The organism is Acinetobacter sp. NS-4, from assembly GCF_037402435.1.
Taxonomy (GTDB): Bacteria; Pseudomonadota; Gammaproteobacteria; order Pseudomonadales; family Moraxellaceae; genus Acinetobacter.
In genome coordinates, this window is the sequence record NZ_JBBEUE010000012.1 from 88,767 (window position 1) to 108,887 (window position 20,121).

The window sequence follows — 20,121 nt, forward strand, 5'->3', positions numbered from 1 at the left end:
AAACTTTGAACCAGTCGTAATTACAAGACCAAGTTTTTTTTGTAGCAATTTTGAAAAACAACAAACTTATAAAAAAGGCTGGTGAAAATTATCTAAAAAATGCTGAATTCCGTGTAGAATGTGCGCGGTTTAATGAATTGTTTTTAATAGGTTACTGTATGTCGGGTTCGACTATTACTCCTTGGGTTGTCGGCAATTGGAAAATGAACCCAATGCAAGCAGATGCCAAACTATGGGTAAATGATTTTAAAAAATTATTGCAAAATAATGAAATTAAAGAACAAGATTGTTATTTAGGTGTTGCACCTACCATGCTTGCTTTGGCTGGAGTGAAGAGTGAATTAGCAGATTCAATTCGCCCCATCTATAGCGTTGCCCAAGATGTTTCCCGTATTTCTGGAACAGGGGCATATACCGGTGAGGTAAGTGCTGAGTTGCTAAAAGATCAGCAAATTGATTTTGTACTGATTGGTCATTCAGAACGTCGGGAAATTTTTGCTGAAACTGCACAGATTCTGAATGAAAAAGTTAAAAATGCTTTAAATGCCGGATTAACCATTCTTTACTGTGTGGGTGAAAGCCTGGAACAGCGTGAAAATGGTCAGGCAGAGCAGGTGGTCTTGCAACAAATTTGTGATATTGCGACTGTTGTAACAGCAGAGCAATGGAAGAATATTGTGGTGGCTTATGAACCCATTTGGGCGATTGGTACCGGCAAAACAGCTTCACCTGAAGATGCACAGGCAATGCACGCTAAAATTCGTGAAGGTTTAACTCAAATTACACCTTTAGGTGCAAGCATGGCTATTCTGTATGGTGGTAGTGTTAAGCCAGAAAATGCAGTAGAGTTGGCTGCCTGTCCAGATATTAATGGTGCGCTGGTTGGTGGCGCATCTTTAAATGCAGAGTCTTTCTATAAAATTGCTCAGGCTTTTGCAAATACAAAATAATTAGGAGTTCAGCATGCATGCATTTGTGCTGGTAGTACATATTATCTTAGCCCTTTTAATGATTGTATTGATTCTGGTACAACATGGTAAGGGTGCCGATGCGGGTGCATCATTTGGTGGTGGTGGTGCAGCAACTGTATTTGGTGCTTCAGGTTCCGGTAATTTTTTAACCCGTGTAACCGCGATTTTGACCGCTTTATTTTTTGTAACAAGCTTAAGTTTAGCGGTGTTTGCCAAAAAACAAACCACCGATGCTTACAGCTTAAAATCGGTACAAACCCCAGTTCCTGCACAAACTCAATCGCCTGAAACTTCGCCAGTTGCACCAAAAACTGGTGAATAATCTGATTTAGTTCTTTCTTTTTGGGTTTGATCCGACTAGAATGCGACACAGCTGCGGTGGTGGTGGAATTGGTAGACACGCTACCTTGAGGTGGTAGTGCCTTCGGGCGTGGGGGTTCAAGTCCCCCCTTCCGCACCAACTTGTAATCCAGAACATAAGTTGGTGTTGTGCAGCAAATCTGTTGATGCGGGATGGAGCAGTCTGGTAGCTCGTCGGGCTCATAACCCGAAGGTCGTTGGTTCAAATCCAGCTCCCGCTACCAATCAATCTTATTTTAGATGCAAACTGAAGTAGGCACCTTGAGTATTGAGGTGAGATAAAATTTTTGCAATGTTGTTGCGGGATGGAGCAGTCTGGTAGCTCGTCGGGCTCATAACCCGAAGGTCGTTGGTTCAAATCCAGCTCCCGCTACCACTTTTGATTAAGGTGCAACTTAATCAAGCAATCACTGAATAGTTTTTGATTGAAAATGTTCGGTAGATTGTATATAATTTTTGCACGTTGATGCGGGATGGAGCAGTCTGGTAGCTCGTCGGGCTCATAACCCGAAGGTCGTTGGTTCAAATCCAGCTCCCGCTACCAAGTTTCTAAAAGGCTCACAAAAAGGTGGGCCTTTTTGCACAGTGGACTTTGGTTTTTCTGTGTAAATAGGGGCGATTACGCCCTTTTTTATTGGCTATCGTGTAGTGTCCGACATTTATTGGTCAAATCGTCATGTTTCACTACTAATATAGTTGAGTTAGTCTGAACCGGTCACCGCGACCATTAAATCGCACCATAATGACGAGAGTAAATGAAGCTATCAAATAAAACTCAAGCACTCCAAGACCTAATCGCTCCTGCAGTGCAAGCATGCAATGTAGATCTTTGGGGAATCGAATTTCTTCCTCAGGGAAAGCGTTCTTTATTGCGTATCTATATTGATAAAGCAAATGAAACCGATGCCCAGCCTGTTTTGAATGAAGAAGGCGAGCTAGAGCAGGGTCGAGGCATAGGCGTACAAGATTGTGTTCGCGTAACACAGCAAGTCGGTGCCATGCTTGACGTGCATGATCCAATTTCTGGCGAATATTCCCTTGAAGTATCTTCGCCAGGTTGGGATCGTCCATTTTTTCAACTTGAACAAATGCCAGCCTATATTGGACATCAAATTGCGTTACGTCTGATTAGTGCTGTCGATAACCGTCGTAAATTTCAAGCAAAACTGGTTGCTGTTGATCTTGAAAATGAACTCATTCAAGTGGAAGTTGAAAAACAACAAGTTCTTGAAATTGATAGTCATAATATCGACAAAGCAAATTTGATTTACCAAGATTAATTTATCTAATAAATAAGAATCTGAACGAATAGGTGACTTATGGCACGTGAAATTCTTACCGTAGTAGAAACGGTTAGTAACGAAAAAGGTGTACCTCGTGAAGCGATCTTTGAAGCGCTAGAACAAGCGCTTGTAGCTGCGACTAAAAAGAAATTTTATGAAGGCACACACTCGGAAGAAGCACGTTTACGTGTGGAAATCGATCGTAAAACAGGTGATTACCGTACTTTCCGTCAATGGGAAGTAGTAGCTGATGAAGATCACGAGATGCCTGCATGTCAGGATGCCATTTCTGATGTTGATCCTGCTCAATGGTCAATTGGTGACATTCGTGAACTCGAAGTGGAATCGATTGACTTCGGTCGAATTGCTGCACAAATTGCCAAACAGGTAATTGTACAAAAAATTCGTGAAGCTGAACGTGCTTTAGTCGCTGATGCCTATGAATCTAAAGTTGGTGAACTCATCTACGGTGAAGTGAAAAAGCAAACCAAAGATGGCTTTATTATTGACTTGGGTGACAATGCGGAAGCTTATCTTGCGCGTGAAGAAATGATTCCTAAGGAAATTCTTCGTCCCAAACAACGTGTAAACGCGATTTTATATAGCGTGAACCGTGAAGGCCGTGGTGCACAATTATTATTGTCACGTGCACGTCCTGAAATGCTGATTGCGTTGATGAAGAAAGAAATTCCTGAAATTTCTGAAGAAATTATCGAAATTAAAGCAGCTGCACGTCAACCGGGCGTTCGTGCTAAAATTGCTGTGAAAACCAACGATCACCGTATTGATCCTGTAGGTGCTTGTATTGGTATGCGTGGTACACGTATTCAGGCAGTACAATCAGAGCTCAATGGCGAACGTATTGATGTCGTTGTATGGTCTGACGATCCAGCACAGTACATCGCAAGCGCTTTAGAGCCTGCAGATGTATCGAGTATTGTGATTGATGAAGATGTTCACAGCGCAGACATCATTTTTGCAGCAAGCGATCAGTTGGCACGTGCCATTGGTTCACAAGGTCAAAATGTCCGTTTAGCCTCTGAATTGACAGGCTACAAACTGGATATGATGCTCGAAGATGAATTCTACGCACGTCAACAAAATGAAGCTCAACAATATCTAGACATGTTTGTCACCCGTCTGGATATTGAAGAAGACTTGGCAATGGCTTTGGTTGATATGGGCTTTACTTCGCTAGAAGAAATTGCTTATGTTCCAGCTGAAACATTTGATGAAATTGAGTTGGATGCTGAAACTGTTGAATTATTGCAAAGCCGTGCGAAAGAAATTACATTGGCAGACGCGTTAAAACAACAAGAAAACATTCAAGATCCAAGTGCAGAACTTGTTGCAATGCAAGGAATGACACAGGAAATCGCATATGCCCTTGCGGCCCGCGGTGTGGTGACTGTAGATGATTTAGCTGACCAAGCCACTGACGATATTGAAGATATTGAAGGTTTAGGTGCGGAAAAAGCGGGTCAACTTATTATGAAAGCGCGCGAATCATGGTTTAACTAGGAGGAAATATATGACGGACAAGTCGATTAAAGAGTTGGCTCTCAGCGTGGATCGCCCCGTTGAGAAGCTCCTAGAGCAGGTTCGTGACGCAGGTTTACCGCAACGTAAAGCTGAAGATATTATTTCCACTGAACAACAAAATACCCTCGTTAACCATTTGAAGAAAGTTCATGGTCAAGACGATGGGCATGCAGGAAAAATCACGTTGAAACGTAAAACAACCAGTACTGCTAAAGTGGCAAGTACATCAGGTAAGGCGAAAACGATTAATGTAGAAGTTCGTAAGAAACATACATTTGTTAAGCCAGATCCTGAACAAATCAAAGCTGAAGCACTTGCTAAAGCACAGGCAGACAAGAATGCGACTGCATCTGCTGCTAATACTGAACAAAAAGCTGAAGCACCTCAACCAGGCGCATCTAAGGCGAAACAAGCTTTAGAAGCAATGCGTGCTGCTGCTAAGCAAGAAACGGCTAAGCAAGAAGTACCAAAAGCTGCTGTTGTTGTGAAGCGTAAGTCGAACAACAAACCAATTGTAAAACAAACGGTTAAACAGGTTGAGACGGCTGAACAGAAAAAAGCACGTGAAGCACAAGCTGCGCAATTAAAAGCAGTTGAAGAAGCAGCACGTCGTAAATCGGCTGAAGAAGCTCAACAACGTACGCTTGAACAAATGCGTCAAATGGCTTCTAAGTACACCTCTGAAGATACTACGGCAACGATTCGTGTTGTCGATGATTCTCCATTGGCGGCTGGCCTTGTTGGTCAGGCTTATGAAGATTCATTCGCGAAAGAAGACCGTGAAATTAAACGTGGTGGTAACACTACAAGTACACGTGCACCGAAAAAAGGCGGACGTCGTGGTCAGGAAGAGCAATCTTTCAGCCATAACCAGCATAAACGTGGTTTGAAAACCAGCCAAGGCAACAAGCATGGCTTTGAAAAACCTGTTAAAAAACAAATTTATGATGTTGAAATTGGTGAAACCATTGTTGTTGCTGACTTAGCGGCGAAAATGGCGATTAAAGTTCGCGAAGTCATCAAATCACTCATGAAAATGGGTGAGCTTGTTACTCAGAACCAGGCGATTGAGCAAGAAATTGCGGCACTTGTGGTTGAGGAAATGGGTCATAACCCAGTTCTAGTATCTGATACTCAAGCTGAAGATAACTTACTTGAAGCAGCTGAAGAAGCACGTGGTGTTCAAACCACTCGTGCTCCTGTAGTAACTATTATGGGTCACGTTGACCATGGTAAAACATCGCTTCTTGACCGTATCCGTCGTACCAAAGTAGCTGCGGGCGAAGCGGGCGGCATTACCCAGCATATCGGTGCATATCACGTTAAAACCGATAAAGGCATTATCACTTTCTTAGACACACCGGGACACGCAGCGTTTACTTCAATGCGTTCACGTGGTGCCAAAGCGACTGATATCGTGGTTCTGGTTGTTGCGGCTGATGATGGTGTAATGCCACAAACTGCAGAAGCAATTGATCATGCACGTGCTGCAGGTACGCCAATCATTGTTGCAATCAACAAGATGGATAAAGAATCTGCCGATCCAGATCGCGTATTGAACGAATTGACCACCAAAGAAATCGTGCCTGAACAATGGGGCGGTGACGTACCTGTAGCAATGGTTTCTGCACATTCTGGTCAAGGTATCGATGAACTTCTAGACTTGATTTTGATTCAGTCAGAATTGCTTGAATTGAAAGCATCTGAAGAAGGTGCTGCGCAAGGTGTGGTCATTGAAGCACGTGTAGATAAAGACCGTGGTGCTGTTGCTTCTATTCTTGTACAAAACGGTACATTGAATGTGGGTGATTTAGTGCTTGCTGGTGCATCTTATGGTCGCGTTCGTGCGATGGTAGATGAAAACGGTAAACGTATTAAATCGGCAGGTCCTTCGATTCCAGTAGAAATCTTGGGTCTTCCTGAAGCGCCAATGGCGGGTGACGAAGTTCTTGTTGTTAACGATGAGAAGAAAGCACGTGAAGTTGCTGATGCACGTATGTCTCGTGAACGTGAAAAACGTCTTGAGCGTCAAAGTGCAATGCGTCTTGAAAACATCATGGCATCTATGGGCAAAAAAGATGTTCCTTATGTGAACGTTGTGCTTAAAACTGATGTACGCGGTACATTGGAAGCATTGACGGTAGCATTACAAGCATTGGCCACTGATGAAGTTCGTGTACGTGTGATCGGTTCAGGTGTAGGTGCAATTACCGAGTCTGACGTTACCCTTGCTGAATCTTCTGAAGCTGTTCTTCTTGGCTTTAACGTACGTGCTGATAATACTGCACGTCAAAAAGCAGATGCAGATGGTATCGACATTCGTTATTACAGCATCATCTATGAATTGATTGATGACGTAAAAGCAGCGATGAGCGGTAAATTGGCTCCTGAGCATCGTGAAACGATTCTTGGTGTGGCTCAAGTACGTGAAGTATTCCACTCAAGCAAATTCGGTGCGGCTGCGGGCTGTATGGTTCTTGAAGGCATGTTACACCGTAATAAACCGATTCGCGTATTACGCGATGACGTGGTGGTATTCCAAGGTGAGCTTGAATCTCTTCGTCGCTATAAAGAAGTGGTTGAAGAAGTTCGTGCCGGTATGGAATGTGGTCTTGCCGTGAAAGGTTATAAAGACATTAAAGTACTCGATAAAATCGAAGTCTATGATGTTCAATTGATTAAACGGAGTCTTTAATGGCGGGTAGTCAACGTCTGAAGCGTATGGGAGACTCAGTTCAGCGTGAATTGTCTGAACTGATTCGCCAAGAGCTGAAAGATCCACGCTTAGGTGGTCTGGTGACCATCTCTGCGGTGAAAGTTAGCCCAGATTTAGGATATGCCGAAGTTTATGTAACCGTGATGGGTCGTGAGCTGGGCGATGAGCAAAGTGAAGTAGCAAACAAAGATACCTTAGAAGTTTTAAATAAGGCTTCTGGTTTCTTGCGTCACGAACTCAGTCGTCGTATCAAGACACGTGTAACGCCTCGCTTGCGTTTCCATTACGACAAAACCAACGCATATGGTAACTATATGTTTGGTCTGATTGCTGAAGCAGTGAAGGATTTACCGCCTGCTGAAGCAAAGCAAGATGATGAATAATTGATGTAATAAAAAAGCCACCTTCGGGTGGCTTTTTTTATTTTGAGTTATTTTAAGAATTTGGTAGTTTTATTAATTATTTAAATAACTTATATATAAATGATGTACTGATCAGCGATCAGGATTAATAAAGAAAATATTCTATTTTTGAGATTCAAACTTATGAATAAACTAAGTTTTATCCTTGCAGCATTTCTTCTTTCCAGCTGTGCAAGTGTGCCGCCTATTCAGTTGGCTTCAGAAAGTAAATCACCATTTGCGAATGCTGTGTTTGGTGGGGAAACGGTGATATTGGATCAGCCAATGAAAAATAGTGAAGCCTCATATCGTATTTTTAGGCAAGCAGCTACAGGTTTTGTATCATTATCAACAGTGCGAGCAAATGCAGAGCAAGCATCAATTGCTTTTTGTGAACGTAAAAATGAAACAATGCATGGTCTTAGCGAAACTGCCGCAAAGCCACCATATATTTTGGGAAATTTTCCAAGAATAGAGCTGGTGTTTGAGTGTGTTGAGAAAACTGAAAATAGAAATCATCATCTTGCGGCAACTAAGTATGAGAAACTTACAGTCTTAAAAAAATTATTAGATGATGGAGTTCTTACAAAACAAGAATTTGAACAAGAAAAGGCTAAAGTTCTGGCTGAAAATTAATTCAATTTACTGAACTTAAATTGAGTAAAAAATTAAAGTAAAAAACAGATTTTTAATTCAAACTTAGCAAAATGCACCTGGTATCAGGCCAGATCATCATGTGAGTCTTTTTCTGCTTTGGGATTACGGCGTCGGGTACGTTGCCAAGGTAAGGGGCGTTCTAGTGCTTCAGGCACTTCACCACTGGTTGAACGTAAACGTAAATGCAGTGCGGCCTGTGCCATTAGGTTTGCAGACACGGGTGCAGTAATGAATGCCAGTAAAGTCAGCAACAGTTCGGCAAAACCAAAATGTCCCTGAAAAGCTGAAAAAATCATGGCGGCAATTAAGAAGCTGCCGAGTCCCAAAGTGCTGGATTTGGTCGGTGCATGCAGGCGCATGAATAAATCGGGCAGGCGCACCATACCAATACCACCCACCAGCATGAAGAAGGAGCCAATCAATAAAAAAATCGAGACCAGAATTTCCATGACAAGTTGCATTGCTGTAGCTCCTAATCGATCACATGACCAGTGGTAAAGTAGCGTGCCAGGGCTGCGGTAGAAACGAATCCCAGCATGGCCACCAGAAGCGCGCCTTCAAATAAGGAGGTACTGGCCCAATAGAGGCCCAGGATGACCACCAGACAGGTTGCATTCAGAAACAGGGTATCCAGTGCTAAAAGCCGATCTACGATGGATGGCCCCATCACCATACGAACCAGGCAAAGAAACATGGAAACAGTGATTGCGACCATACACAGACCAAGTGCATAAGGCAAAATACTCATGAATCTTCTCCTAATTCCACATCAAAGATTTCGATCAGTGCTTTTTCATAACGGGTTTTAATTTCGAGAATATCAATTTCGGCATTATCGGTACTTAAAGCATGCACCAGAATATCGCCACGATCATCATCAATCCCTGCAGTTACCGTACCCGGGGTGGTGGTAATAATCAGGGCAAGTAGAACATTAACCTGTTCATGCTGAGTTTCCAAAGGCACACGAAACCATTTGGGATGTAGTTTATGTGTCGGTCCAAGTACCAATTTGGCCACTTTAATATTACAGACAATAATGTCCCATAGCACCACAAAGAATAATTTTACGGCCAAAATCCAGTGAATATTGGGGGTATGGCCAATAAAAGGTTTGACTAAACGTGGAATGGCAATGCCTAGTAATAAAGCCATGAGCAAGGTTGCCGGATCAAGGCTATGCGCAAGCATGACCCAGCTTAAGGCCACAATCACGGAAACAAAGGGATGAGGCAGCCAGCTTTCCCAAAACGATGTTTTTTGCATGCTTAAGGCTCCATAGGCTTGAGTTTGACATCATCCGGATAAGTGGACAGCTGTTGTTGCTGCTGCCTGATCTGACGCTGCTTATATTCTGAAATATGCTCACCTTCGAGCGTATCTTCAGAGATGATGTAAGGAATCAGATGGGCATTTGGATCAACCGTTTCACCCCCATATTTGGTTTCGGGTAAATTTTCAGAATTATAAGGCTGCACGCTAATCACTTGATGCAGATTATCTTTATGCAAAATAACCTGTTCATATAAGCCATTGTTCTGGATTTGTTCAGCCGTTTTGAACATATATTGCTGAATCGGATTTGCGCCAACCATATACAGCACCAAGCCTGACAACAACAGATAAATGGTTTTGTCATTGCGTGCAGGGGCTCGATCGGGTAAAGCCCGATAAGCTTTAAATTCTTCAGTTTCCGGGTGATCTTCAGGTTTGCTGGCACGCCAGAACAGAATGAAGCCGACCCGGGTAAAGGCAATGATACTGAGCAAACTCACCAATAACACGACTGCAATAATAACCCCCTGATAAGGGGAATGCGAAGTCGCCTGCAAGATAAAAACCTTGCCTAAAAATCCACTAAAAGGCGGTAAACCAGCCATCATTAAAGCAATCAAAAAGAAGGTCAATGACACCGCTTTTTGCTGTTTTATTTTCGGGGCAATATTGAAATGATCTTTGAATTCACCGCGTTGTGAAGTAATCCAGCCAGAAAGCAGATAAAATGCAGCGCCAATAATGGTGCTATGAACCAGATAGTACAGTCCTGCAGCCCAAGCCAAAGTATTAAACAGTGAAATGGCAATCAGCAGGGTACCGATGGAGGATAAAATCATAAAACCGACAAAACGGCGTAAACGCTCGGCTCCAATGGCGCCAATCACGCCATAGACTGAGGTGGCTAAACCGATTGGAAGTAACCAGTTTGCCAGAATACCCTGACTTAATTGGTCATCAAAAATCGTGCCATTGACTCGAAGAATGGCATAAATGCCCACTTTGGTCATGATGGTGAAAATGGCAGCCACGGGAGTGGTGGCAACGGCATAGGTTTTTGGGAGCCAGAAGCCAACCGGCAACATGGCAGCCTTGATGCCAAAGACCACAAAGAGCAGCAAGCCACCTGCAACCGCCAGGGTATGCTGATCTGGTTCTAACAATGGGATTAAACGTGCGACATCGGCCATGTTTAAACTGCCGACACTGCCGTAGATCATGCCCAGACCAATCAGGAATAGTGCAGAGGCCAGCAGGTTGATGGTGACGTAATGAATGCCGAGCTGAAAACGTGCCTTGCCTTGTCCATGGAGCAGCAGGACATAAGAGGCCATCAACAAGATTTCAAAGAATACAAATAAGTTAAATAAATCGCCTGTCAGAAATGCGCCACATAAGCCCATGAGTAAAAAATGGAACATGGCATGGAAATAACGCCCTTTTGCATCCCATGCGTGACTGGCAAACCATAAGATCGGTGTTGCCAAGGCATAGGTCAGCACCAGCATCAGGGCAGAAAGCTGATCCAGAACCAGCACAATTCCGAACGGTGCAGACCATTCACTAAGGTTGTAAGTACTAATTTGCCCGCTGCTAGCGAATATTAAATACACTATCGCAGTGCTTAATCCCAGTATTGACGAGACATAACTAATGCCACGACGCCAAGGCTGTCGCCAATCACGTGATAATGAACCTGGCCCGGGATTGCCTAAAAGCACCAGCAAAAAGCCGGTAAATGCCGGAATTAAAATGCTAAAGATCGGGGTATGTTCAGTCCAGAACTGGAGGATCGCATTCATTAAGGCTCATCCTCACGCGAGTCAATCGGGTTGATTTCTTCTTTTGCATCGACGTGATCGGTTCCGGTTTCATAACGGCTGCGCAAAGCCAGTTGTACAATAAAGGCGGTGGTAGCAAAGCCAATCACAATGGCGGTCAATACCAGAGCTTGAGGTAGAGGATCGGTAGCTTTGCTGGTTTCAGTCAGGACAGCCGGTGCATTGACCTGAATGCGTCCCATGGCAAACAGGAATGAATTGACCGCATAGCCAATCATCGCCAGCCCTAAGACCACAGGAAAAGTACGGGCACGCAAGATCAGGTAAATGCCTGTTGCAGTGAGTAAGCCAATGGCAGAGGCAAGTAAAAATTCTAGACTGATCATTTTATTCCCCTTTCAATACTGGACCAGACATGCTGGAGTGGCGCGAGTCACCCAAGACTGAAATCATCAACATGGTGGCACCGACCACTGTGACATAGACACCGACATCAAATAATGCCGCAGAGGCTAAGTGAATATCACCCAACAGGGGCGGAGCGATATGGATATGGGCGCTGGTCAGGAACGGACGTCCCCAGAACCAGGCACCCAGCCCAGTAAGGCCGGCAATAAGCAAACCTGAACCAATCCAGATCTCATACAAGCGGCCTGATTTGGCTTTTAGCATCTGTTCAGCCTGGTCCTGGCCTAAGGCAATGTATTGAATCACCAGTGCCAAAGCGGTAATGAGACCGGCAATAAATCCGCCACCTGGCAGATTATGGCCACGTAGGAAGATATAAAGGCTGACCACCAGTGCCAAAGGCAATACCCAGGATGCGGTAATGCGGAACATCAACGGAGAAGGGTTGAAACGGTAGGTTAAGCCTTGGGTAATGGTGGTACCGTGTGCACGCATGCCATCCATGAGACAGAGTGTTCCTACAGCAGCAATGCCGAGTACGGTAATCTCGCCGAAGGTATCGAAACCACGGAAGTCGACCAGAATCACGTTGACCACATTGGAGCCGCCACCGAGTGGAAGCGACTGTTGCATAAAGAACCATGAAATCGAGTTGTGGTCACGGGTCAAGATCAGCCAGCTAATCCAGCCGATGCCCAGACCACCGCCGATGGCAATCAGAGCATCGCGCCAGCGCCGCGAAACGGTGGATTCATAAGGTGTAAGCTGTGGCAGCAAGGAAAGGCTCATCAGTAGCAGTACTGTAGTGACGACATCGACCGTGATTTGAGTTAAGGCCAGATCAGGGGCAGAAAGTGTCACAAAAACCAGTGTAACGACAAGACCAACTGCACCGCTAATCAGTACCGCCTTGATCCGTTCATGATGGAACCACAACATCATCCAGCAGGCCGAGAACAGCAATAGCCACAGTACAATCGCAATCGCAGGTGCATGGGTAAGTTCACGTGTGCCAGTGGTCAGGCCTTGATGGATAAATGGCATGGTCAGAAAAGCGGCACTAAATAGCACAATCCACATCAAATAGCTTTGCAGTGAGCCATTTTCAGTTTGACGTTTGAACTTACGCGAACTGAGTAACAGGTGCTTGAGAAATAAATCAAATAGCACTCTGCCCTGGAATTTGCCCAAGATAGGATCAAGATCAATTTCCCGAATGCGACCGCCTTTGGCCAAAGAAAAATAGAAAATGATTCCGCCGAATAACGCAATCGCACTCATCAGCAAAGGCAGGTTAAAACCATGCCAGATGGCTAAATGGGTACCGGCAAAGTCAGGCATTTGAGTGCTGGCACGTGCGGTTGAATTAACAATATTTTCCACCAGCAGGGCAGGTGCAAGACCGACTAAAATACATAAAACCGCCAGCAGTATTGCAGGCAAGCGCATGCCGAAAGGGGGTTCATGAACTTTGTGGTTGGGTACCTGCGAGCCTACTGGTCCATCAAAAAATACCCCATGTACCAAACGTACTGAATAGGTCACTGCGAAAATTCCGGCCAGCGTTGCGGCAATGGCAGAAAAAATCAGTACTGGGCCGGACAGGTTGGCCAAAAGTTCAGTAAAGAACATTTCCTTGGACAGGAAGCCATTGGTCAAGGGTACACCGGCCATAGAGGCAGCCGTGATCATGGTCAGGGTCGCAGTAAAGGGGAGCAACTGCCAGATACCGCTGAGTTTACGCAAATCACGGGTTCCGGTTTCATGGTCAATGATCCCGGCAATCATGAACAGGGCAGCTTTAAAGGTGGCATGGTTAATAATATGGAAAATGGCTGCCGTGACGGCCAATGGTGAGCCAATCCCCAACAAGCACACAATCAGCCCCAAATGACTGATGGTGGAATAAGCCAGTAAGCCTTTTAAGTCTTCCTTGAAAATGGCAAAAAAGGCAGCCATACATAAGGTGAACAAGCCCACGAAAGTCACAATATTGTGATACAGCGCTGCACCGACAAAAATCGGGGTAAAACGGGCCAGCAGGAAAATTCCTGCTTTGACCATGGTGGCAGAGTGTAAATAGGCAGAAACCGGGGTCGGTGCTGCCATGGCATTCGGTAGCCAGAAATGGAACGGAAACTGGGCACTTTTGGTAAAGGCTCCAGTTAAAATCAGCAATAAAGCTGGAACAAATAATGAATGATGCTGAATTTGATCCTTCATCGTAAGGATCTGGTCAATCTGATAGGTTCCGGTCATTTGACCGAGCAGAATGAAACCGCCCAGCATGGCCAAGCCACCCATTCCGGTAATGGTGAGCGCCATACGTGAACCACGTTGTGCCGCTTCATAATTATTCCAGTAACCTACCAGCAGGAAGGAGGAAATACTGGTGAGCTCCCAGAAAATAAGCAGTAAAATTAAATTGTTAGAAAGTGATATGCCGAGCATGGAGGCCATGAACAGCATCAGCAAAAGATACAGTTTGCTCAGGGAGTTTCTGGGATTTAAATAATAATAGGCATAAATATAAATCAGCGTTCCGATACCGCTAATCAGCAAGCAAAATAACAGGCCTAAGGCATCCAGACGAAAGCTTAAATTGATACCGAGTTGGGGAATCCAGCTCCAGCTTTGCGTGATAGGGGTACCGTTAAAGACATCTTTGGCTTGTGTCAATAACAGGGCCAGGCTGCTGAGACTAACCGTAATGGCGGCTAAAGCCGTTAGCCCGCGTGAAAATTTCAACCACGAGACAAGGGTTGTGCCTAGTATTAACGGTAACAAGATAATAATCGGTAGCACACTCATATCCAAAGTCGTGATTTAGGCGATAAAAACCTAAGCGTGAATCTTATCTTTCAAGGATTACAGGACTGCAAAGAGCCATCCAAACTTCTCAATCTTGAAAGCCGGTTTGAGTTAAAAAATGAAAAACAAGCTGTGTTGCGCAACCTGTAAAAAGTCATAGTAAAATCGGATTTTACTATTAAACTTTAAATATACATGATCTTTTGACATGAGTAAAACAACATCAATTATTTTTGCGCACACACAAGGGTTGGTCGACATTTCATAAATGGCTTGTGCTGCAGGCTAAAATTGAGCATGAGACGTATATGTTGCAAACATAGACGAAGTGTCAACAAACCCTGTTTATTATACGCCTGTCCATACAAAAGGGGCGCAGCGTGTTTAGCCAGATCACGCCCCAGAATGGAGTATTTTTAAGATTGAAACTTTTTTGAATTAAATTCAATCTTTTCAGTCAAGGCAAAGGATGGGGGGAAGATGTATCATCCTGTTGTTGAATTAAACGCAGCAATTCGGTTTGCTGTTCACCATTTAAATGCTGTTGAATCTGTTCTAACAGGCTTTGTGGAGTGATGCTTTCCAATTCAGGTTCAGTTAAAGTGTCGGTTTCAATCACTTCTTCATTAAACACCAGGTTCTCATAAATGGTGTCAAACTTTTCCTGCAAAGGCTGTAGCTGCATATCAAACAGCTGTTTATTTTCCAGTTTTAAGCATTGATATTCAGTGGCATGTTCCAGTAATTCGGTACGATTACCCGTGGCAATAATTTGCAGACGCGGAAAAGCCTGATGCAGGCGCTGTAAAATCACTTGAGAAGTATTTTGATCCAGCTGGTGATCAATCGCATCAATCAGCAAAATGCCATCGCCTTCCAGACAGGGATATAAACTGTTGGGATTGAGCAGGCACAAGCGCCGTACGATATCTCCCACCAAGGCGATCCAGTTTTTGACACTGTTGGAAAGCTGCTGATAGAGCATGGTTTTTTCTGCATAACTCACCATCAGTTGTAATTTGGGCTGATATTGCAAATAAATATCTTCAAAATCGGGAAGAACGGTGCTTAAGGCCTGTTTTAAAGCATCCAGACTGGGCGCGTTCATTTGTTTTTGTGCATTCACCAGATGTTGCAAAAAGTCATTTTCTTTATTTTTCTGAATGGAAGGATGCGACACCAGCTGTTGAAACAGCTGCGCAATCTGGGCATTTTCAATATCACTAATTTCACGAAACCATTCAAAGAAACGGATGAAGGTGGTATAGGGAATGGTGGAAATTTCATAGGCATGTGAAGTTTGAAAAACCACCGGATTATTTTTGTTCTGAATGTTTATTTCATTCACAAAGCGTTCTGCCGGGTAATAGGCAATTAAGGGCAAGCCTTGCAGCTGATCGTGTTTGAGCGCGTTATGATAGAGCTCCACCAGATTGTCTAATTGTTGGGTTTCGGCCTTGCTGGTGCCAATGCCATGATTATTTAAGGTTTTATAAATTTGCCAGTCACACACAGTGAGTGTTTTGTCTCCAGCTTCACTAGACGCATTTAAAGTACCAATATCAGGCGGAATATGAACCCGAATATCAATTTTGGATTGCAGACGGGTAAACATGATGTCCTGATCCAGCATCATCACACCGGTCGCACGCAAATCTTTATAGCGCGCAGCAAACCAGGTCAGTGCCTGATAGGTAAATTTTAAAATGCCGGTTTTTCCCGAGCTTTGATCGCCTAGAATCAGGGTGATGGGCTTGTCGTTAAATTTCAGCTTGAGATCGGCAAAATGAAGCGCGTGTTTGAGTTGAATAGAATCGATTTTCATAAAACACCTGCCTTGCAGCTGAAGCTAAAATTATTCTCCCACAGCTTTACGCAGTGATACCGGCATTTGCTTTTTCAGTTGTTGCAGCAAATCGTAAATGTGGTGAATATTTAAACTTACTTTAGCACGTGTGCAGGCCACGTAAAGCAATCTTAACTCTTCGTCACTAATTTTATAGTCTTTTTCATTGACCTTGAATTGATAGTCATCTTCGATATGCACACGATCCCATTCCAGACCTTTGGCTTTATGTGCGGTCGAAATAATGTAGTCAGCCTGTTCAATCGGGGTGATTTTGGCTAAGGCTCTTTTGAGGGGATCTGTACCATGATCATCCACCAGTTTCACCAAAGGCTTAATGTCACTGCCATCATTGGTTTCACAGTATTCATGCACATCATGCCATGAATTAAACCAGGCCAGTTCCGGCACATCAGTGACACGGCGGCCTTGTTTCAGCATGCTGGCGGCATCGACAAAACGGTTCAGTTTGGCATGATCGGCCTGCAAGCTGACTTTGTCGCCATGCACCAGTCCGGAAAGCAGTAATTCCATGGCTCGTGCATTGGTGCGGCATAAAATCGCATCACGCTGTTTGGTATGCGGTTTATTCACCACTTTGGAGTTAAGATGAGGATTACCCAGTAAAGGCACGGTTTCATTTAAGGCACCCAGAATGGCATTGGCATTCAAGGCAATTTCTTCACCAAAACGGAATGATGTGGTCAAGCGCGATTCAGGCAGCGGTAGCTGTTGCATGGCATTAACCGCACCACGCCAGGCGTAAATCTGTTGATGGGCATCGCCGACATAAATCACCTGGGTATTTCTCTGACGCAGCAGAATTCCCAACATCAGTGGATCGGCATCTTGTGCTTCATCAAATAACACATAATCTGTTGGGATATTCGGTTCAGACAGCGCCCAAAGTTTCAGATAAATATCATGTCCAATACCGGCCTGATGATTGGGATCAATCGACTCGAGCCAGCGCCGTTCAATGGCCGGATATAAATGTTTCTGCAATTCGTCAATATCGTCTGGATGTAACCAGCTCGGCGCTTGCAGATGGCGCGGTGCCGGATATTGTGAACTGGTCGAGCAGAAATAACTGACCGCATTGGCCACCAGACTAGCGAGACGCGATGGCATCATCACATATTTTTCATAACGCCCGCCCATCATCCGGCGCAGGGTAATCGGTTGTAATCGATATTCCTTGGCAATAAAACTTGGACTTAAACGCGGTAAACGCAGCTTGTCAGTTACGCCACGCGGCACACTACGAAAAGCCAGCGAGTGAAAGGTGCGACAGTCGACATTGCGATGAAATTTACTTTGTGCTTCTGAGGCAATGGCTTTGTTAAACGCTAGATACATACCACGCCGCTCGGGCATGGCATCACTGATCATTTGTAAAGTCGTGGTTTTACCTGTGCCTGCATAAGCAATCACTTTAAAGGATTTGCCTAAACGCGCATTATCTATGGCAATCGCTTGCTCATAGGTAGCGCTCGGTTTTTTCGGATCAGACACAGTCTTAGGCTTAGTGCTGACGATTGGCTTTTTCAACCAATCCCGATAAACCTTGGCGACGCGCGAGTTCATTTAAAACCAGTTGCGGTTCAAGGTCGAAATAGCCCAACATCACAATAGTATGGAACCATAAATCTGCCACTTCATAAATTAGATCATTTTTATTGTCTTCATTGGCCTCGGCTTTAAAGTCTTTCGCTGCAATGATGGTTTCGATACTTTCTTCACCGACTTTTTCTAAAATTTTGTTTAAGCCTTTGTGATACAGCTTGGCCACATAAGAGGAATCTGGATCGGCTTTTTTACGCTCTGCCATCATCTGACCTAAATAATCTAAAACTTCCACTTGTTCAGATTGCGCAGTCGAAGCATTCATGGCAAGGGTGTGTGGATTGGTCGATTTTTCAGCATAAATTTGCTTTGGATCTTTCAATTGTGCATCAACAATTTCCCAGCCATTTGCAGTCAATTTACGGTAGAAACAAGATTCACGACCGGTATGGCAGGCAATACCGCCGTGTTGTTCGATCTGCAATACAATTACGTCGGCATCACAGTCCAGACGGATTTCATGCACGGTCTGGAAATGACCGGATTCTTCGCCTTTATGCCACAATTTTTGACGCGAACGAGAGAAATATACCGCCTGGTTTTTTTCCGCAGTTAAGGCTAAAGCTTCACGGTTCATCCACGCGACCATCAATACACGGCCGCTTTGGTGATGCTGTGCAATGGCAGGGATTAGACCTTGTTCGTTAAATTTTACTTCATCGAGCCATTGCAAGTTGTTCATGAGAATTTCACCAAAATATATGTTCAAAATTAAAAAGAGCGAATGAAAATCGCCACTGCATAGTGTACGTGATTAGCGCTGCTTTGAGAAAAAAAATATACGCATCACCATTTCGTTTCCTCATCACTTGTAGCGGAGATTAAAGCTTGAAAATAGCATGGTCTATTTTTTATCGATCAAAACAAGTGAAAAAATAGGGGATTTATGTATAAGGTACAGTTCATCTTATAAATGAGCCTGTATTTAAAATGGGTTTATAAATCCTGCATAAACTGTGGGAAGTTTTGCTTTTCGACCATTTCTAAAAATTCATCGCCCAAACGCTGGCTTTCTGCGACCGATTGATTCCACATCTGAATCCGTTTTTTCTGATCCAAGCCTTTTAAAGTAAAATCTTTACGATCAGGCAAACGCCCCAGTGGTAAAGATTGCAAATAATCTTGTGAAGGTGAAAGCAGTAAAGTTCGCGCCTGATTTTCAGGATTGGCCTGGCGTTTCTTTAACAGCATCTTGTCGAACCAACCCGGGGTGATGCTATCGCTAAAGTGCGGATACAACACAATGCCCCGACTCTCAAAGGGTAGGTCAAGGTGGTAATCAATTAAACCACCATCACGGTAGCTGCCTTTGGGCGCATTGGGAATATCGCGGATTGCAGCCATGACGCAGGGAATGGACGCAGATGCCATCAGCCAAGGCGTGACATTGTCCTGGGTTAAGGTTTGATAATGCGTGACAAAATCGTCATCCACTTTAAACTGCTTGCCCGTTTCAGGTTGGCTGATGACCCGTTGCATAAACAGGCGGTTGTGTTTGCGACCCAGTGCATTACTACCGACAATGCCCGCGACAGAAGCCAGCAGTGGCAGGGTTTTATCGCTTTGAAAAATATGCTGGGCTTTGATTGAAATCACTGCAAGATGATAATCCGGATGTTGTACCAACTGTTGCTCTTTACCTTGAATCAGATTAATCAGCATCTCGCGGCAAATATCTCCTACCTGCTGACGCGTCATTTTTTTATGGAAATACAGGTTGGTATAAAGTTCTGAAAGGCGTTCGGTTCCTTCTTTCGCCCCCCAGGCAGCAATACTGGCAAAGCGCCAGCTGCCAATAGATGAGCCAATCAGGGTTCTGCGCTGTGGTGCCTGAGCCAGAAAATCACCGAAAATGGCCTGATCTAAACCTTGAATACCAATCCCTTTGGGACCACCTGCAGCGCCAGGGATAATATCGACTTGCTGGGCAAGTAAACCGTCTTTTTCAATCAATTGACGTGCCAAGTGACCCGCACGGATGTTTAATGCTGGTGGACGTTTCTGCAGGATTTGCGTCATGATCTATTATTAAATATACAAGGATATGCTTATTTTAAGTAGCTAGCTCAGGGCAACAATGGCGAGATGATTCAGTTGGTGACTATGTAGTCACTCTAAGATCACAGGTGATTCATGCTATTAGATTTAACGCATTTGATGATGGATTACTCTACTCCTGATGACATTGAGGTGAAATTTACTATAGAAAAATTATGATCTAAGCAGACTAATGATGACATTACGAGCGAAGATCGTTTTCAATATTTTATAATCGCAACAAGGTCATTTTTTAAAGGGCTTAGATTAGCATTTGAAGTGCAACCCCATGTTCTTGGAATAATACCTGACTCGAACTTTTAAATCCGAGTCTTTTTCTTGGGCGATGATTGAGTCGGTGAGTAATCTCAGTAATATAGTCGTCTGAATAGTCCTTTAAATCACTC

General features: G+C 44.1%; 17 protein-coding genes and 4 tRNA genes. 11 read left to right on the forward strand and 10 right to left on the reverse strand.

Features of this window, described 5'->3' with window-relative positions:
• The first annotated feature begins 158 nt into the window (after positions 1–158).
• From tpiA to WAE57_RS10890, 11 genes are all read left to right on the forward strand, one after another.
• The gene (gene tpiA, locus WAE57_RS10840) at positions 159–950 is read left to right on the forward strand and encodes a triose-phosphate isomerase (RefSeq protein WP_337710636.1); all 792 of its coding nucleotides are present in this window, start codon (positions 159–161) and stop codon (positions 948–950) included.
• Positions 951–963: 13 nt separating this feature from the next.
• A complete protein-coding gene (secG, locus tag WAE57_RS10845) occupies positions 964–1,293 on the forward strand; it encodes a preprotein translocase subunit SecG (RefSeq protein ID WP_086174106.1) in 330 nt (109 codons plus the stop codon).
• A 53-nt stretch (positions 1,294–1,346) separates the two neighbouring features.
• Positions 1,347–1,431, forward strand: a tRNA-Leu gene (locus WAE57_RS10850).
• Between the two features lie 47 nt (positions 1,432–1,478).
• Positions 1,479–1,555 (forward strand) — tRNA-Met (locus WAE57_RS10855).
• Between the two features lie 75 nt (positions 1,556–1,630).
• Positions 1,631–1,707: transfer RNA gene (locus WAE57_RS10860), tRNA-Met, on the forward strand.
• A 91-nt stretch (positions 1,708–1,798) separates the two neighbouring features.
• Positions 1,799–1,875 (forward strand) — tRNA-Met (locus WAE57_RS10865).
• 211 nt (positions 1,876–2,086) lie between these two features.
• A complete protein-coding gene (gene rimP / locus WAE57_RS10870; protein WP_237787497.1) occupies positions 2,087–2,611 on the forward strand; it encodes a ribosome maturation factor RimP in 525 nt (174 codons plus the stop codon).
• A gap of 39 nt (positions 2,612–2,650) precedes the next feature.
• A complete protein-coding gene (nusA, locus tag WAE57_RS10875) occupies positions 2,651–4,135 on the forward strand; it encodes a transcription termination factor NusA (RefSeq protein ID WP_086174104.1) in 1,485 nt (494 codons plus the stop codon).
• 10 nt (positions 4,136–4,145) lie between these two features.
• Positions 4,146–6,851: a translation initiation factor IF-2 gene (gene infB / locus WAE57_RS10880; RefSeq protein WP_237787498.1), complete on the forward strand. Its 2,706-nt coding sequence runs from the start codon at positions 4,146–4,148 to the stop codon at positions 6,849–6,851.
• Positions 6,851–7,255, forward strand: coding sequence for a ribosome-binding factor A (locus tag WAE57_RS10885; RefSeq protein WP_237787499.1), 405 nt, complete (start codon positions 6,851–6,853; stop codon positions 7,253–7,255). Before infB ends, WAE57_RS10885 begins: the two co-directional genes overlap by 1 nt.
• A gap of 162 nt (positions 7,256–7,417) precedes the next feature.
• On the forward strand, positions 7,418–7,909 hold the full coding sequence (locus WAE57_RS10890; protein ID WP_337710637.1) for an SHOCT domain-containing protein: 492 nt from the start codon (positions 7,418–7,420) through the stop codon (positions 7,907–7,909).
• An 83-nt stretch (positions 7,910–7,992) separates the two neighbouring features.
• Here WAE57_RS10890 and WAE57_RS10895 read toward each other — a convergent pair whose 3' ends face one another.
• From WAE57_RS10895 to WAE57_RS10940, 10 genes are all read right to left on the reverse strand, one after another.
• The gene (locus WAE57_RS10895) at positions 7,993–8,391 is read right to left on the reverse strand and encodes a Na+/H+ antiporter subunit G (protein ID WP_337710638.1); all 399 of its coding nucleotides are present in this window, start codon (positions 8,389–8,391) and stop codon (positions 7,993–7,995) included.
• 11 nt (positions 8,392–8,402) lie between these two features.
• Entirely contained in the window at positions 8,403–8,678 is a 276-nt protein-coding gene (locus WAE57_RS10900) for a monovalent cation/H+ antiporter subunit F (protein WP_086174100.1), read from the reverse strand.
• The gene (locus WAE57_RS10905) at positions 8,675–9,196 is read right to left on the reverse strand and encodes a Na+/H+ antiporter subunit E (protein WP_337710639.1); all 522 of its coding nucleotides are present in this window, start codon (positions 9,194–9,196) and stop codon (positions 8,675–8,677) included. The genes WAE57_RS10900 and WAE57_RS10905 overlap by 4 nt, the downstream gene beginning before the upstream one ends.
• Positions 9,197–9,198: 2 nt before the next feature.
• Positions 9,199–11,007 (reverse strand): monovalent cation/H+ antiporter subunit D, encoded by a 1,809-nt coding sequence (locus WAE57_RS10910; protein ID WP_337710640.1) that lies wholly within the window; start codon positions 11,005–11,007, stop codon positions 9,199–9,201.
• Positions 11,007–11,372, reverse strand: coding sequence for a Na+/H+ antiporter subunit C (locus WAE57_RS10915; protein ID WP_337710641.1), 366 nt, complete (start codon positions 11,370–11,372; stop codon positions 11,007–11,009). The genes WAE57_RS10910 and WAE57_RS10915 overlap by 1 nt, the downstream gene beginning before the upstream one ends.
• A gap of 1 nt (position 11,373) precedes the next feature.
• On the reverse strand, positions 11,374–14,211 hold the full coding sequence (locus WAE57_RS10920; protein WP_337710642.1) for a monovalent cation/H+ antiporter subunit A: 2,838 nt from the start codon (positions 14,209–14,211) through the stop codon (positions 11,374–11,376).
• Positions 14,212–14,662: 451 nt separating this feature from the next.
• Complete coding sequence (locus WAE57_RS10925; protein WP_337710643.1) at positions 14,663–16,030, reverse strand: AAA family ATPase; 1,368 nt, start codon at positions 16,028–16,030, stop codon at positions 14,663–14,665.
• A gap of 30 nt (positions 16,031–16,060) precedes the next feature.
• Entirely contained in the window at positions 16,061–17,566 is a 1,506-nt protein-coding gene (locus tag WAE57_RS10930; protein ID WP_337710649.1) for a UvrD-helicase domain-containing protein, read from the reverse strand.
• A 10-nt stretch (positions 17,567–17,576) separates the two neighbouring features.
• Complete coding sequence (gene hisIE / locus WAE57_RS10935) at positions 17,577–18,359, reverse strand: bifunctional phosphoribosyl-AMP cyclohydrolase/phosphoribosyl-ATP diphosphatase HisIE (protein WP_337710644.1); 783 nt, start codon at positions 18,357–18,359, stop codon at positions 17,577–17,579.
• A 254-nt stretch (positions 18,360–18,613) separates the two neighbouring features.
• Positions 18,614–19,696 carry a patatin-like phospholipase family protein gene (locus WAE57_RS10940; protein WP_337710645.1) on the reverse strand — a complete coding sequence of 361 codons (1,083 nt, stop codon included), beginning with the start codon at positions 19,694–19,696 and terminating at the stop codon, positions 18,614–18,616.
• Positions 19,697–20,121 lie beyond the last annotated feature (425 nt).

Bases quoted from the DNA above. Each gene is read 5' to 3' on its own strand.
- WAE57_RS10900 (WP_086174100.1), bottom strand. From the start codon at position 8,678: ATGAGTATTTTGCCTTATGCACTTGGTCTGTGTATGGTCGCAATCACT.
- WAE57_RS10895 (WP_337710638.1), bottom strand. From the start codon at position 8,391: ATGCAACTTGTCATGGAAATTCTGGTCTCGATTTTTTTATTGATTGGC.
- WAE57_RS10905 (WP_337710639.1), bottom strand. From the start codon at position 9,196: ATGCAAAAAACATCGTTTTGGGAAAGCTGGCTGCCTCATCCCTTTGTT.
- WAE57_RS10910 (WP_337710640.1), bottom strand. From the start codon at position 11,007: ATGAATGCGATCCTCCAGTTCTGGACTGAACATACCCCGATCTTTAGC.
- hisIE (WP_337710644.1), bottom strand. From the start codon at position 18,359: ATGAACAACTTGCAATGGCTCGATGAAGTAAAATTTAACGAACAAGGT.
- WAE57_RS10915 (WP_337710641.1), bottom strand. From the start codon at position 11,372: ATGATCAGTCTAGAATTTTTACTTGCCTCTGCCATTGGCTTACTCACT.
- WAE57_RS10925 (WP_337710643.1), bottom strand. From the start codon at position 16,030: ATGAAAATCGATTCTATTCAACTCAAACACGCGCTTCATTTTGCCGAT.
- rimP (WP_237787497.1), top strand. From the start codon at position 2,087: ATGAAGCTATCAAATAAAACTCAAGCACTCCAAGACCTAATCGCTCCT.
- secG (WP_086174106.1), top strand. From the start codon at position 964: ATGCATGCATTTGTGCTGGTAGTACATATTATCTTAGCCCTTTTAATG.
- infB (WP_237787498.1), top strand. From the start codon at position 4,146: ATGACGGACAAGTCGATTAAAGAGTTGGCTCTCAGCGTGGATCGCCCC.
- tpiA (WP_337710636.1), top strand. From the start codon at position 159: ATGTCGGGTTCGACTATTACTCCTTGGGTTGTCGGCAATTGGAAAATG.
- nusA (WP_086174104.1), top strand. From the start codon at position 2,651: ATGGCACGTGAAATTCTTACCGTAGTAGAAACGGTTAGTAACGAAAAA.
- WAE57_RS10885 (WP_237787499.1), top strand. From the start codon at position 6,851: ATGGCGGGTAGTCAACGTCTGAAGCGTATGGGAGACTCAGTTCAGCGT.
- WAE57_RS10940 (WP_337710645.1), bottom strand. From the start codon at position 19,696: ATGACGCAAATCCTGCAGAAACGTCCACCAGCATTAAACATCCGTGCG.
- WAE57_RS10890 (WP_337710637.1), top strand. From the start codon at position 7,418: ATGAATAAACTAAGTTTTATCCTTGCAGCATTTCTTCTTTCCAGCTGT.